This window comes from Lamprobacter sp. (genome assembly GCF_034860625.1).
Taxonomy (GTDB): Bacteria; Pseudomonadota; Gammaproteobacteria; order Chromatiales; family Chromatiaceae; genus Lamprobacter.
This window is the reverse complement of sequence record NZ_JAYESN010000102.1, coordinates 1-14225: the sequence shown is the minus strand read 5'-3', so window position 1 is coordinate 14225 and position 14225 is coordinate 1. Positions and strand designations below refer to the sequence as shown.

11 protein-coding genes are annotated in these 14225 nt (G+C 63.1%); 2 read left to right on the top strand and 9 right to left on the bottom strand.

Annotated features, from left to right (window positions below):
* Positions 1 to 724 precede the first annotated feature (724 nt).
* Positions 725 to 934, top strand: a complete 210-nt coding sequence (locus tag VBE63_RS19585) for a hypothetical protein (RefSeq protein WP_323684702.1) — start codon at positions 725 to 727, stop codon at positions 932 to 934.
* A gap of 418 nt (positions 935 to 1352) precedes the next feature.
* Here VBE63_RS19585 and ppsA read toward each other — a convergent pair whose 3' ends face one another.
* The 9 genes from ppsA to VBE63_RS19540 all read right to left on the bottom strand — a co-directional run bounded on the left by ppsA (position 1353) and on the right by VBE63_RS19540 (position 11190).
* Positions 1353 to 3737 (bottom strand): phosphoenolpyruvate synthase, encoded by a 2385-nt coding sequence (gene ppsA, locus VBE63_RS19580; protein WP_323684701.1) that lies wholly within the window; start codon positions 3735 to 3737, stop codon positions 1353 to 1355.
* Between the two features lie 34 nt (positions 3738 to 3771).
* A complete protein-coding gene (locus VBE63_RS19575) occupies positions 3772 to 4467 on the bottom strand; it encodes a hypothetical protein (protein ID WP_323684703.1) in 696 nt (231 codons plus the stop codon).
* An 83-nt stretch (positions 4468 to 4550) separates the two neighbouring features.
* Positions 4551 to 4895, bottom strand: a complete 345-nt coding sequence (locus VBE63_RS19570; protein ID WP_323684700.1) for a Na+/H+ antiporter subunit G — start codon at positions 4893 to 4895, stop codon at positions 4551 to 4553.
* A gap of 25 nt (positions 4896 to 4920) precedes the next feature.
* Positions 4921 to 5196 (bottom strand): K+/H+ antiporter subunit F, encoded by a 276-nt coding sequence (locus VBE63_RS19565; RefSeq protein WP_323684699.1) that lies wholly within the window; start codon positions 5194 to 5196, stop codon positions 4921 to 4923.
* Complete coding sequence (locus tag VBE63_RS19560; RefSeq protein ID WP_323684698.1) at positions 5193 to 5699, bottom strand: Na+/H+ antiporter subunit E; 507 nt, start codon at positions 5697 to 5699, stop codon at positions 5193 to 5195. The genes VBE63_RS19565 and VBE63_RS19560 overlap by 4 nt, the downstream gene beginning before the upstream one ends.
* A complete protein-coding gene (locus VBE63_RS19555) occupies positions 5696 to 7312 on the bottom strand; it encodes a monovalent cation/H+ antiporter subunit D (RefSeq protein ID WP_323684697.1) in 1617 nt (538 codons plus the stop codon). Before VBE63_RS19555 ends, VBE63_RS19560 begins: the two co-directional genes overlap by 4 nt.
* The gene (locus VBE63_RS19550) at positions 7309 to 7680 is read right to left on the bottom strand and encodes a Na+/H+ antiporter subunit C (RefSeq protein WP_323684696.1); all 372 of its coding nucleotides are present in this window, start codon (positions 7678 to 7680) and stop codon (positions 7309 to 7311) included. The genes VBE63_RS19555 and VBE63_RS19550 overlap by 4 nt, the downstream gene beginning before the upstream one ends.
* Entirely contained in the window at positions 7680 to 10694 is a 3015-nt protein-coding gene (locus VBE63_RS19545) for a monovalent cation/H+ antiporter subunit A (RefSeq protein WP_323684695.1), read from the bottom strand. The genes VBE63_RS19550 and VBE63_RS19545 overlap by 1 nt, the downstream gene beginning before the upstream one ends.
* Positions 10695 to 10770: 76 nt before the next feature.
* A complete protein-coding gene (locus VBE63_RS19540; protein WP_323684694.1) occupies positions 10771 to 11190 on the bottom strand; it encodes a CBS domain-containing protein in 420 nt (139 codons plus the stop codon).
* 500 nt (positions 11191 to 11690) lie between these two features.
* Here VBE63_RS19540 and VBE63_RS19535 point away from each other — a divergent pair.
* Positions 11691 to 14225: HAD-IC family P-type ATPase (locus tag VBE63_RS19535; protein ID WP_323684693.1), on the top strand; the 2535-nt coding region annotated here is incomplete at its 3' end.

Below are 14225 nucleotides of genomic sequence, written 5' to 3'. Positions count from 1 at the left end.
AGTCCTGTAACGACAGGGGCAACGCTAATGGGCGGTCGCGATCGATGGAGCGGAAGTTGGGCATCGGCGTTTTTCCTGAAGCAGCACGACAGTCTACCAAGTCGGCACGCCGGCGGTGGTCGCAAAGTCCGACAGGCTGCTAGGAAGCTCTCGAATCAAAGTTCAGCATCGCGTAGCGATTCCTTATATCACTTTAGTCCGCAGTTCAGTCTGCGGACAAGGACTTTCAGTCCGCAACCCATACTATGGACTTTCAGTCCATAGTGATTGATTAAAAGAAAATTTTTCGGCGGGAATTGCTGGCTCAATGCCAAGCTGCGCGGGTACTACCAGTATTACGGAATGCGTGGGAACTTCAAAAGCCTCAAAGACTTTTATTACCATGTCAGACGCAACCGCCGCAGTCAGCGGCGAAGCTACAACTGGAAGGGGTTTGCTGAGAGGGTCCAGGTCTTCGGGCTCGAACGACCACGCATCTGCCATGACTTCTGAGCACCGCAATCTCTATCGACGCCTTATGTGCGAAGCGAGTCACTTTGAGGAGCCCGGTGCGGTAGTTCCGCACGCCGGGATCTGTACGGGGGCGGTCGGGCAACCGGCCGTCCTACCGTGATAAAATTCGACATCGCATAGGTGCATCAAGTTATTTCTAGAAAATATTTGTAATCCATTGTTTTATAAGCCATAAAAAAACCTAGAATAGCCTGAGTAGTTAACAATTTCCTTGCTTCTGATCGTGCTCAACAGCTTGTCGGCCTGTTGCCAGATGGTTCTGGGCGAGCCCGGCATCCTTGCCTGGATGATCCTCAAGCTCGACGAAGAGATCGTCGCCGGCGGCATCGCAAGGCTCAATCGCCAGCCGAGTGATCTTGAACGGCTGTGCCGGGTCGATCCAGACGAAGTAGCGATAGAGGAAATGGATATCAAAGGGTGAGTTCAGCTGACCGGCAATTGCTTCCATGTTGGTTTGTAGCGTGACCTGGGTCAGCCCCGATAAGCAGGATGAGTTTTCGTAACCCGCTGATACTTTAAGCGTATTTCACACAGTCATCCCATGGATTGGGGCACTACCAAAGGTCGAAATCGATGGAGCGTCATGGACTTGCCGATCGCAAAACCGAGCCGATAGTCGGGGCGCTCGTTCTTAGGTATCGTCACCAAGTACGTTCCGCTTCTCGGAACAGATGACTTTTTTGATGCGCCCTATTTTTAGTCGCGCTGCTTGCTGGATGGGGCTGTACTCATTGTTCTCTGCCGTTGAAGGCAATCGCTGAAGACAATGGCATCCCTGCCAGCGTTTAGCCCAGACTGCGATCTTCAGCCTTCAGCCTTCAGCCTTCAGCCTTCAGCCTTCAGCCTTTCTTCTCCATGTGCTCAGCCAGATACAGCCAGGTATCGATCACCGTATCCGGATTCAGCGACACACTCTCAATCCCTTCCTTGACCAGCCAGTCAGCGAAGTCGGCATGGTCCGAAGGCCCCTGACCACAGATGCCGACGTACTTGCCCTGCTTGCGACAAGCCTGGATGGCCATTGAGAGCATCGCCTTGACCGCCGGGTCACGCTCGTCGAAGTCGGCGGCGACCAGGCTGGAGTCGCGGTCGATGCCGAGGGTGAGCTGGGTCATGTCGTTGGAGCCGATCGAGAAGCCGTCGAAGTACTCGAGGAACTGCTCGGCGAGCACGGCGTTGGAGGGGATCTCGCACATCATGATCAGCTTGAGGCCATTTTCACCGCGCTTGAGACCCTGCTCCGCCAGCGCCTCAGTGACCGCCTTGGCCTGATTCAGCGTGCGCACGAAGGGGATCATGATCTGCAGATTGGTCAGGCCCATCTCATTGCGCACGTATTTCAGCGCCTCGCATTCCATCTCGAAGCAGGCATTGAAGCTCTCAGAGACATAGCGCCCGGCGCCACGGAAGCCGATCATCGGGTTCTCTTCCTCGGGCTCGTAGCGTGGGCCGGCGACCAGGTTGGCATACTCATTCGACTTGAAGTCGGACATGCGGATGATGACCGGATTCGGCGCGAAGGTGGCCGCCAGCGTGGCGATCCCTTCGGCGAGGCGCATGACGAAGAACTCACGCGGGCTCGGATAAGCGGCGATGCGCGGGGTGATCTCGGCCTTGAGGTCGTCGGGCAGCTGGTCGAATTCCAGCAGCGCCTTCGGATGGATGCCGATGCTGTTATTGATGATGAACTCGAGTCGAGCCAGCCCAACGCCGGCATTCGGGATCGAGGCGAAGCCGAAGGCACGCTCCGGGTTGCCGACGTTCATCATCACCTTAACCGGCACCTCGGGCATCTTCTCGAGCTCGATCACCTTATGCTCGAATGCAAGCTCGCCGTCATAGATGTAACCGGTATCGCCCTCGGCACAGGAGACCGTGACGGCTTGGCCATCGGCGATCTTATCGGTCGCATCGTTGCAACCGACCACCGCTGGAACGCCCAATTCGCGGGCAATAATAGCGGCATGGCACGTGCGCCCACCACGGTTAGTGACGATCGCGGCGGCCCGTTTCATTACCGGCTCCCAGTCCGGGTCGGTCATGTCGGTGATCAGCACGTCGCCGGCCTGCACCTGATCCATGTCGCGAATCGACTCGACGATGCGCGCTTTGCCAGCGCCGATGCGTCCGCCGATGCTGCGTCCGGTGGCGAGCACCTGGCCACCGCTCTCCTGCAGCCGATAACGCTCGACCACCTGCCCGCTGCGGCTCTGCACCGTCTCTGGGCGCGCCTGAACGATGTAGAGCTTGCCGTCGAGGCCGTCTTTGGCCCATTCGATGTCCATCGGGCGCTGGTAGTGCTGCTCGATCAGCACCGCCTGCTTGGCCAGCGCCTCGATCTCGGCATCGGTGATCGAGAATTGCTGGCGCTCGGCCATCGGTGTTTGTTCGGTGCGCACCGGCTCGCGGCTGCCGGGTTCGGCAAAGACCATGCGCATGGCCTTGTCGCCAACGGTGCGACGCAGGATGGCGGGGCGCCCGGCCGCGAGCGTGGGCTTGTGCACGTAGAATTCGTCGGGGTTGACCGCGCCTTGGACCACCATCTCGCCGAGGCCGACGCTGGCGGTGATGAAGACGGCATCGTTGAAGCCGGATTCAGTGTCGAGCGTGAACATGACGCCGCTGGCGGCGAGGTCGCTGCGCACCATGCGTTGGATGCCGGCCGACAGCGCAACATCGGCGTGGGTGAAGCCCTTGTGCACGCGATAGGAGATGGCGCGGTCGTTATAAAGCGAGGCGAAGACCTCCTTGATGGCGCGCTTGACGTTGTCTAAGCCGTGGATATTCAGGAAGGTCTCTTGCTGACCGGCGAAGGAGGCGTCAGGCAGATCCTCGGCGGTGGCAGAGGAGCGCACCGCCCAGGTTGCATCGGCGGCGTTGTCGATGTTCTCGGCGAGGGCGGCGTAGGCCTGTTCGATGGCCTGGTCGAGCTCGGGCTGGAACGGCTGCTCGATGATCCAGCCGCGGATGCGCGGGCCAGCGGCACTGAGCGCGGCGATGTCATCGACGTCGAGTGCGTCCAGCTCGGCGGCGATGCGCTCGGCCAGGCCATCAACGGCTAAGAAGTCGCGGTAGGCTTGCGCCGTGGTCGCAAAGCCACCAGGGACAAGCACCCCGAGCTGGGTCAGATGTTGAATCATCTCGCCAAGCGAGGCGTTCTTGCCGCCGACGACGCCCACGTCATCCATCCCTAAGTCGCTTAGCCAACGCACATAATCGGTCATTGCTCTCGGTGCCTCTGGATCGAAAAACAAAACACTATAAACGATAGGTTACTCGTTTATTGTGCGGTGCATCAATTTGCTGAAGTTGGTTGTGCGACAATCGGTTCCGCGACCGCGCGCGCGCCTGAACTGGATAAGATGAGAGATTCTGATCAAGACTGGGAGGTTGCCTTGCTCGCCACCGTTCGTGACGCCTGCCAGATCTATCCGATGGTCCAGGACTACCGGATGACCGAGGCCGGAGCAGGGGGGGCTGCAACCTGTCGAGCGCGCCCCTAAGTGATTGATCTGCTGTTCTGCCATCGCGTTGTGCGGAGCCCTCAAGCGGCGATGGCAAGGCCCGATCATCCTTGGCGGCCTGCTCGCCATAGAGGTGCGTCAGCTCGCTGTGGATGCGATCGTCCATGAACGGCTCCCACAGGTTGCTGAGCGCGACGCTGCGCAGCTGCAGCATGGCGTGAGCACCCGGGACGGTCCAACGCATGCCTGAGCGCTCCATGCGATCTTTGACCAGATGCCGACAGGCGCCTTCGATCACACCGGTGGCGATGGGAAAGCCGGCCTCCAGGTAGGCATCATAGGCCATGCGATGGCGGTTGCCATCGAGATCGGTGTACACGCGATCGAGGCGTTTGCGCGCCTGGCCCCGGCGGGGCTTGCGCTGGGCCTCGAGGTCGGCAATGACGCCGGACGCTTGGCCATGGAGCACCTGACCCAAGGCCGTTTTCACCCAGGCACGGCGCTGTTCAGGGGTATAGTGGACCCCGAATTTAGGACAGCTATTTAAGTTAGTGTCTGAAAGAAAACCCGTTGTTATTCAAGAACATCAGTCTGCTCATGGCGAAAGCGCGCCGGTACCGGCGCCAATGAGCGCAGATGCAGACGCAGCGCCGCCTTGGCCAGCAGGTGCGCGCTCACAGGTGTCGTCATGAACAAGAACAGCGCGACGAGCAGCTCTGTCGGATGGGTGGTTGCCTCCTGAGCAGCAAAATACAACGCCGAGGCCGCGAGCATGCCGCCGACGCCTAGGGTTGTCGATTTGGTGGGACCATGCAGTCGGCAGAAGAAGTCCGGCAACGAGGCCAGGCCGATCGAGCCGATCAGCGTGAAGGCGGCCCCAAGCAGGATCAGTGCGGCGACGAGGGTGTCGGTCAGCATCCTCAGTGTCCTCCTGTGATGATGTCTATTCGATCAGCTTGCCGCGCAGCAGATGGCGGCTGAGCGCGGCGGTGGCGATGAAGCCGAGCAGGGCGAGCAGCAGCGCCGAGGCGAAATACAGCATGTTGTGGAATTGAATACCGAGCAGCACCAACAGCGCGATGCTGTTGGTGTAGAGGGTATCCAGTGCCAGGATGCGGTCGGGCAGGTCCGGGCCCTGCAGGGCACGCCAGAGATTGAGCAGGAGCGCCAGACTGAGCATCGTGAGTGGGGCACCAATGGCGAGATCTAGGATGGTCATGGAAAGACCTCCAGCAGTAGGTGTTCATAACGGTTCTTGATCTTTGCGCATTCGATGGCGGCATCGGCCGGATCGGGCGCATCGAGCAGATGCAACAAGAGTACGCGCCGATCGTCACTGAGATCGGCCGAGAGTGAGCCCGGCGATAGGGTGATGGTGGTCGCCAGGATGTAGAGTGCAAAGGGCTCCTCCAACGTCAGCGGCAGCTCGACGAAGGCCGGTCGCGGATGGCGTGAAGGCGACAGGACCAAGGCAGCGATGCGCAGGTTGGCGATGACCACGTCGACCGCGACGCGCCATAGATAGAGCGCGAGCAGGTGCGGGCGACGCGGCCGGCGTCGGTCGGCCCAATAGCGGCTTGAAGCCGCGGTGATGCCCCAGGCCAGCATGACCCCGAGCAGGATCTGACCGGGCGCAAGGCTGCCTTGCAGCAGCAGCCAAAGCAGCGTCAAGGACAAGGCCGCCAGCGGATGGCGGGTCAGTGGTCCAACGAGGCGCCTCATGGCGGACCTCCATGGACCACTGTATGGGTCTCGTTGAGCGGGACTACGGGTAGGTCCACCGGCTTCAGTTCCTTGATCGCGGTGATGTAGTCCTCGCCGTCCAGGAGTTGTAACGCGAGCGTCTGGCTGTAGTCAGCGATCGGCGCGGCGAGGAGCATCAACAACGGGCTGGCAGCGAGCAGCACGGCTGCGGCTGGCGCATAAGCGCCGCGCCCGTCGGCAATGCTTGCGGAGGGCTTCCCTTGCCAGAAGAGCGCCATCCCAGCGCGCGACAGTCCGATCACGACAAGCAGACTGGAGCCCAGTATGGCGGTCCAGTTTAGCGTCCAATCGGGATGCAGCCCCGATGTGTCCCCGCTTGCGCTTTGCAAGGCGTCCAAGATCAATGCCTTGCCGATGAATCCGCTCAACGGTGGCAGGCCCGCGATGGCCAGGGCGCCGAGCAGGAATAGCGCACCCAGCCAAGCGGCCGCGGGCGGCTGCTGGGCGGGCTGGAGTCGGGAACCTTGCTCACGGCCCCGACTGATCACGTCGATCAGCAGGAACAGCCCCGCCGTGATCAGGGTGGTATGGATCAGATAGTAGAGACCGGCGGCAATACCCTCAGCGGTACCGACGGCAACAGCGGCCAGCAACGTGCCGACCGAGACCAGGATCAGATAGGCGACCATGGTCCGCAGCTCGGTGGCAACGACCACACCGATGGCACCGACCGCCAGTGTGAGCAGTGCCCCGGTCCCGATGAGCGGCTGAATGGGCAGCCTGGCGACTGGCAGCTCTGCCAAGGTGGCGTCGCTGACCGCATCGCCAATCGGCATCAGTGCGAACAGGCGGAGCAGGGCATAGACACCGACCTTGGTCATGATCGCGAACAGCGCTGCCACAGGCGCCAATGCCGCGCTGTAGGCCGGGACCAGCCAGGCATGCAAGGGCACCAGCGCCGCCTTCAGCGCGAAGGCGCCGATCAGCAGCAGCAGACCGGCGCCGGCCAAGGGAGCCTGGTCTGGAGCGAGCTCGGTCAGACGATTGCTCAGCTCCGGCAGGCTCAAGGTGCCGGCTACGGCATAGATCGAGGCCACGCCCATCAAGAACAGGCTCGAGCCGACCATATTCAGCACCACATAGTGCAAGGCCGCGCGGCTGCGCGCGGGACCGCCGCCCTGGACCAGGAGTCCATAGGAGGCGATCAACAGGACCTCGAAGAACACGAAGAGATTGAAGAGGTCGGCCGTGAGAAAGGCGCCGGCGAGACCGAACAGCTGCAGTTGCAGAAGTGCATGGAAGTGACGGCCGTTGCCCTCTTGGGTGCCGGCGCTCCAAGACAGGTGCGCAAGTGCCGCCAAGGCGAGGGCGCTGGTGAGGCTCAGCATCAGCGCCGAGAGTCGATCGGCAGCCAGCACGATGCCATAGGGCACTGGCCAGTCTCCGATTAGGGTGGCTGGTATCTGTCCCCTTGCGCTCAGTATTAGCAGGGCGACTGCGGCGCCGAGCTGACCGAGGGCACCGATCAGGCTGAGCCGGCGCTGCTGGCGAAGCGGCATTCCTGAGCGGGCGAATAGCCAAGCCCCGATGCCGAGCGGTAGCGCAAGAGGCAGGATCAGTAGCAGGCTCACCGCTCCTCCTCGCCGGATCGGGATTGATCGGTCTGGGCGTCAACGCGCTCGGAGCCGAGGTCGGATAAGGCGCGCAAGACCAGTACCAGGACCAAGGCCGTCATCGCAAAGCCGATCACGATGGCGGTGAGGACCAGCGCTTGGGGGAGCGGATCGGCCATGCGCTCGATCGCGTTGCCGCCGCTTTGCGCGGGTGCCGTCACCGGCGCCTGTCCGACCTGGAGTCCTCCCGAGGCGAAGACGAACAGGTTGGTCGCGTAGGTCAGCAGCATCAGCCCGAGCACGACCGAGAAGCCATGCGCGCGCAGCACCAAATAGGCCCCCGCACCCATCAACAAGCCGATACTGCCTGCGAAGAGCCAGAGCATCAGTCGCTCCTCGGGTGAGGTGGCTCGCCATCATCGGGGTCAGATGCGCCGACAGGCTCCTGAGTCCTTGCACCTCGCCCCGCCTCATCCTGACTGCTGGCACTGCTGGCGCTGCTTTCACTGCTGGCACCCTTAGCCTCCTGAACCCCCTTAGCGCCCTTGGCACCGACGCGCCCGAGACCATCCAGCACCAGCAGCAGCATCCCGCTGACGATCATCATCACGCCGACGTCGAACAGCAGCGTGCTCGTCAATGTCAGCTCGCCGAGCAACGGCAGGCTGCCATGCCAGTGCGCGGTGGTCAAAAAGGGTCGTCCAAAGAGCAGCGCCCCAAGACCGGTGGCCAGCGCGAGCAGGAGACCACCACCGATCAGCGGCTGTGTGCTCGCGTGAAGCCGTCGCTCACTCCAGGCGCGTCCGTTGGCGCTCTCTTGCACAATCAACGCGGTACCAATGACGAGTCCGGCGACGAAGCCACCGCCAGGCGCCTGATGGCCACGCAGAAGCAAGAAGGCGGCCAGCATCAGCGCTGCCGGCAGCACGGGGCGCGACACCATGGCGAACAGCAGCGGATGGGTCGATTCTCGCCCCTGCCCGCTCAGGCGTTGGAGCGGGCTCAGCTGCAGGTCAGCAAGCAGCACCATCAGGGTCGCCGCGGCGATGGTCAACACAGTGATCTCGCCCAGGGTATCGAAGGCCCGGAAATCCACCAGGATCGCATTCACCGCATTAGCGGCGCCCGCGGCTGGCTCGGCGAGCCGCAGGTACCATTCGCCACTCCTGAGGCTTTGATGCTGCAGCATGCTGGCGGTGAGTGCTGCGCTGGAGCCTCCCACCAGGGCTGCGATGAACAGGTCGCGTCTGCGTCTCCAGTTGGTCATCGGTTGGCTGGCACTGCGCGGCAGCAAGGCCAGTACCAGCACCAGCAGCAGCGTTGTGACCAGCTCGACGGCGAGCTGGGTCAACGCCAGATCCGGGGCCGAGAAATGGACGAAGGCGAGGCTGACGATCAGGCCGATCACACCGGTTAGCACCACGGCCAAGACCCGTCGGGCGTGCTGCCGCAGCAGCGTAAAGGTCGCTGTCACCAGCACCACCGCCGCGGCCATGCTGACGATATCGATCGGCATCGCCAGCATCGATGCATCGGGGGCGTCGCTCGCCAGTGTGGCAGCGGTTGGTGGCGCAGTGTTTGGCGCCTGAGCGACCGCTAACCCGGTCAGCGGCTGAGCCGCGAGCCAGCCCAGGATGCCAAGTCCAACGGCGGCGCTCAGCAGCCAGAGCGTCGAGCGTTGCAGCGAGGTCGGCTGTAGCCAGGGCTGCAACCCCCGGCCGAGCACCAGTAAGCGCGCACTGAGCTGCCGAAAGAGGCGCTCGGCACTCCAGTTGGGGAGACGGCGCTCCTGAGCGATGAACAGCGGCCTTCGGCGTGCGTAGAGGAGGACGCCACCAGCGAGCGCCAGACCGCTCATCAGGAACGCCGGCGAGAGACCATGCCAGATCCTGAGATGGAAATCGGGCAGGTCGCCCAGGATGCCGACGACACCGAGCTGCAGGATGGGCTCGATGGTCTGCTGCGGGAGCACGCCAACAACCACACAGAGCGCCGCCAGCACCTCGACCGGCAGGCGCATCCAGTCTGGTGGCTCATGCGGCGGATAGTGCAACGTTGGGTCGGCTGCCGGATAGGGACCATTGAAGAAGGTGTCGTGGATGAAGCGCAACGAGTAGGCGACCGAGAGCACACCGCCGAGCGTGGCCGCCACGGGCAGCAATGCCTTCAACAGCAGGGGCCACTCGGCCATGCGCACGGAATGCAAGGTCTCGGAGAAGAACATCTCCTTGCTCAAGAAGCCATTCAGCAAGGGCACTCCAGCCATGGCCGCGGCGGCGATCATCGCCAGCCCGCCTGTGATGGGCAGATAGGCGTAGAGGCCGCGGAGTCGGCGCAGATCGCGACTCCCGGTCTCATGATCGATGATGCCGGCGGCCATGAATAACGAGGCCTTGAAGACGGCGTGGTTAACCAGGTGAAAGAGACCAGCGACCGCTCCGAGCGATGTGCCGAGCCCGAACAAGAAGGTGATCAGCCCCAGGTGACTGATCGTCGAATAGGCCAAGAGCCCCTTAAGATCCTGCTGAAACAGGGCCGCATAGGCACCGAAGACGAAGGTCGTGAGACCGAGACCGCCGACCAGCGGAAACCAGGGCGTGCTCTCGGCAAAGACCGGGAAGAGTCGCGCCAGCAGGAAGACACCGGCCTTGACCATGGTCGCCGAATGCAGATAGGCCGAGACCGGTGTCGGTGCAGCCATGGCCGCTGGTAGCCAAAAATGGAAGGGCACCTGCGCCGACTTGGTCGCGACCCCGAGCAGGATCAGCACGAGGATTGGCAGCAGGAGCGGATCGGCGCGGACCTGCTCGCCGGCACCGAGCACCTCAGTGAGCGATAAGCTGCCGACCACCGAGCCGAGCAGCAGGAAACCAGCGAGCAGCGCAAGGCCGCCGCTGGCGGTCACCAGCAAAGCGATGCGCGCCCCGCGGCGTGCCTCGGCCGATGTTGGGTCATAGCCGATCAACAGGAACGACAACAGGCTTGTCAGCTCCCAGAAGATCAACAGCAATAGGAGGTTGTCGGCCATGACCAGGCCGAGCATTGCGGCCTGGAACAACAACATGAGCGTGAAGAAACGCCCACGAGGGGCCTTGTCGGGCAAGTAGTAGCGTGCATAGAGGCTGACCAGCAGCCCAATGCCCGCAACCAGTAGCACCATGAGCAGGGCTAGGCCATCGAGCCGCAGCGCTAGGTCCAGGCCCAAGGCTGGTAGCCAAGACAGGCCTACCTGTGGGACCAGGCCGGCGGCAACGCCCGACAGGTTCATGAGTGCTGCCGCCAGCGTCACGATCCCAGCGCCGGCGGCCAGTACTGAGGGTGCACGCTCCGCCACCCGCTGGACGGGTACTGCCAGCAGGGCCCCTAGCAGCGGCGCGGCGATGATCACCAACAGCGTCATGGTCGATCACGACAGCTCGCACCGCAGCGCCACCGTTGATGCTTATCCGGTCCTATCGACACACGCGGTGACCGCATTAGTGTGTTGGCAGAGAGACCTCTTCGAGCACCTCGCCGCTGAGCTGGGTTTGATCAGAGCGGGTCGCGAGATCGCCGAGCGAGACGACACCGACACTGCGCTCATCGCGGTCGACCACGATCAAGCGGCGGATCTGCTTCTGCTCCATCAGCTTTGCGGCTTCCTCGACGTCATCGTCGACATAGCGGAGCTCCACCCCACTGGTCATGAGGCGGGAGACCGGCGTCTCGGGATCGATCCTGTCGGCGAGGCCGCGGGTGACGATATCGCGGTCCGTTAAGGTGCCGACGATCTGGTTCTCTTCCAGGACCGGCAGCATTCCGATGTCGTGCTCTCGCATCATGCGAGCGGCATCGATCATCGACGCGTTATGGCCGATGTACTCGAGCTGAGGTGTCATCACGTCTTGGAGTTGCATCGATTGTGCTCCTCTGGTTGCGCTGAATGCTGGGACAAGGCTCGCCCCAATCGTCGACCTGACTCTGCAATGCCAATGCCAGCCATTGCAGCAAAGCGTGGCTCATGGCTGCGGCAGGGTCTGGACCGATAGTTCGGCAAGATTAATGCCAATGCCAGCGACTGGCGCGCGGCATCGACGCTAACGCCCCGCATCCAATCTGGGCGTTATGGCCGCCAGCGACTCACGCGCGGCATCGAGCGTTGCAGCGGCGGCCAGGCGAGAAACAGCTTGGGCTAGCCAGCGCCTGCCAATGCCTGCCAACGCCTGCGCTCGAGAATCGGCTTACCGCCGTCGCCTTGGCCAAATACCCCAGTCTGGTGGATTTGCACCTAGTTGGGCCCCTGGTTGGGGCCTGGGTCAGACCGCCGTTACCTTGCTGATCCTCGGCCCGTCGGCCCATCCTCTTGCTGGCAAGGATGCTGCACGGCAACTGGGAGATCAGGCCGTAGGGCAAGAGCATGCACCCACAGCAACATCGGCAACCATCATCCCAAACAGCATCCGGATCAGACGGGGACGACCAGCAGAGCAATGCCGCCGGCGGCTCGGGGTCGAGCCTCGAACTGCAGCCGGACGAGCTTGATCGCATCGCCTGGCACGCGCTAGACGGCGCCAGGGCCGCGGAGTGTCTTGTCAGTCCAGATCAAGGCTTGAGCATGGATGAGGTCGGTCGTCGCCGAAGCCGTTTCGGAGCGAACCGCCTGCCCGAAGAACATCCGCCCGGATTGGTGCAGACCTTCCTCCGTCAGTTCGCCAACCCCTTGATCTATATCCTGTTGGCAGCCGCGCTGGCGTCGGTATTCATCGGTGCCCTTGCTGATGCCGCCTTCATCGGTGCCGTGCTGCTACTGAACGCCATCATTGGCACCGTGCAGGAGAGTAAGGCCGAGTCCAGCGCCCAAGCCCTGAAGTCGATGATGACGGTTCGCAGCCGCGTGCTGCGCGATGGTCATGAGCAAGCCGTGGACGCCGAGGACCTGGTGCCTGGGGATCGGGTTCGGCTCGGCGCTGGCGATTCGGTGCCCGCTGATCTGCGCTTGTTGGAGGCTGAAGACCTGCGCGCCGATGAGTCGCTGCTGACGGGCGAGTCGATCCCCGTTGAGAAGGATGCGCAGGCGAGCGTCGACGAGGAGGCCGGGGTCGGCGAACGCCAAACCATGTTGCATGCCGGCACCGACGTGCCTGATGGTCGGGCGTTGGGCCTTGTCTGCCGCATTGGTCAGGCCACCGAGGTCGGCCGCATCGCCCGTTCGTTGTCCGGAGCCGGCGATACCGAGCCGCCACTGGTGATCAGGCTGCGCGCGCTGACGCGCCGGATTGCGCTGGTTGTGTTGGGCGCCGTCGCTCTCTTGGTGGTTGGACAGCTGCTGCGCGGTGCCGGTCTCACCGAGATCTTCTTCTTCGCCGTGGCCCTGTCGGTATCGGCGATCCCGGCTGGTCTGCCGGTCGCGATCACCGTGGCGCTGTCGATGGGGCGGCACCGGATGGCCGAGCGCAATGTGATCGTGCGTCGGCTGCCCGCGGTCGAGGGGCTTGGCACCTGCACGCTGATCGCGAGCGACAAGACCGGCACCCTGACCGCCAACGAGCTCACCATCACCCGCATCGCGCTGCCATCCGGTGGTCGCGTTCGCGTCGAGTCTGGCGATGATGGCGACGGCGACCCACTGCGCCGCGACGATAGGGGGGACGATAGAGAGGACGATAGCGAGCAGGCTGAACAGGATAAGGCGCTCGACGAGAAGAGCCAAGCCGCGGTGCATCGTCTCGCAACCACCGGCATGCTGTGCAACGAGGGTGAGCTGCGCGAGACCGAGGAAGGCGAGGTCGAGGCCGTCGGTGACACCGTCGACGTGGCCTTCCTGGTGCTCGGTCGACGACTGGGATTGATGCGCGATGAGCTGCTGCAACATCAACCGGAGCAGGCGCGGGTGCCGTTCAAGTCCAAGCGGCGCCTCGCCGCCACCTTCAATCAGGGTGAGGATGGGCTCGAGGTGCATGTCAAAGGCGCGGCTGAGGCCGTGCTGCCGCTGTGCGCGGAGACCGACGACCTGCAGGCCCAGGTCGACGATCTCAGTGGCCGTGGCTTCCGCGTCATCGCCGTGGCTGCCGGCTCGGTCGATGGAGAGGCGAATGAGGCCGCGCAAAGGCTCGAGCAGGGGGAGCTCAGCGGGCTGAGAGTGCTCGGACTGGTTGGCTTGATCGATCCGCTGCGCCCGGAGGTGCCTGATGCGGTTCGTCGGTGCCACGAGGCTGGGGTTGGGGTGCGCATGATCACCGGTGATCATCCCGCCACGGGCCTGAGCATCGCCCGTGAGCTCGGTATCGCCGGGGATAGCGACGAGGCCGTGACCGGCGCCGAGATTCGCTCGTTGATCGATAAAGATCAACAGGCTGGTGAAGCGGCACAGGCTGACGATGCCAATGCCAATGCCGACGAGGGCTTGCGTCTCGGTCGTGCGCCGGTCTACGCCCGCGTCGAGCCTGATCAAAAGACCGGCATCGTTGGAGCCCTTCAAGCGCAAGGCCACTATGTCGCCGTGACCGGCGATGGGGTCAACGACGCACCGGCGCTGCGCAAGGCCAACATCGGCGTCGCGATGGGAGGAGCCGGAACCGATGTCGCGCGTCGTGCCGCCGACCTGATCCTGACCGACGACAACTTCGCCTCGATTGTCAATGGTATCGAGCAGGGCCGCATCGCCTACGCCAATGTGCGCAAGGTAGTCTGGCTGCTCATCAGCACCGGCGCCGCCGAGATCGTGCTGTTCTTCCTCGCCTTTGCGCTGAACATGCCGTTGCCGCTGGACGCGGTGCAGCTGTTGTGGCTGAACCTCGTGACCAACGGCATCCAAGATGTCGCGCTGGCCTTCGAGAAGGGTGAGCCAGGCGTGCTCAAGCGACCCCCGAGGCCCACCGATGAGCCCATCTTCGACCGGCGCATGATCGAGCAGACCTTGGTCTCCGGCCTCTACATGGGGTTAGTCGCCTTA

Bases quoted from the DNA above. Each gene is read 5' to 3' on its own strand.
- VBE63_RS19545 (WP_323684695.1), bottom strand. From the start codon at position 10,694: ATGACGCTGTTGGTGATCATCGCCGCGCCGCTGCTAGGGGCCCTGCTG.
- ppsA (WP_323684701.1), bottom strand. From the start codon at position 3,737: ATGACCGATTATGTGCGTTGGCTAAGCGACTTAGGGATGGATGACGTG.
- VBE63_RS19565 (WP_323684699.1), bottom strand. From the start codon at position 5,196: ATGACCATCCTAGATCTCGCCATTGGTGCCCCACTCACGATGCTCAGT.
- VBE63_RS19550 (WP_323684696.1), bottom strand. From the start codon at position 7,680: ATGCTCTGGCTCTTCGCAGGCAGTATCGGCTTGTTGATGGGTGCGGGG.
- VBE63_RS19560 (WP_323684698.1), bottom strand. From the start codon at position 5,699: ATGAGGCGCCTCGTTGGACCACTGACCCGCCATCCGCTGGCGGCCTTG.
- VBE63_RS19570 (WP_323684700.1), bottom strand. From the start codon at position 4,895: ATGCTGACCGACACCCTCGTCGCCGCACTGATCCTGCTTGGGGCCGCC.
- VBE63_RS19540 (WP_323684694.1), bottom strand. From the start codon at position 11,190: ATGCAACTCCAAGACGTGATGACACCTCAGCTCGAGTACATCGGCCAT.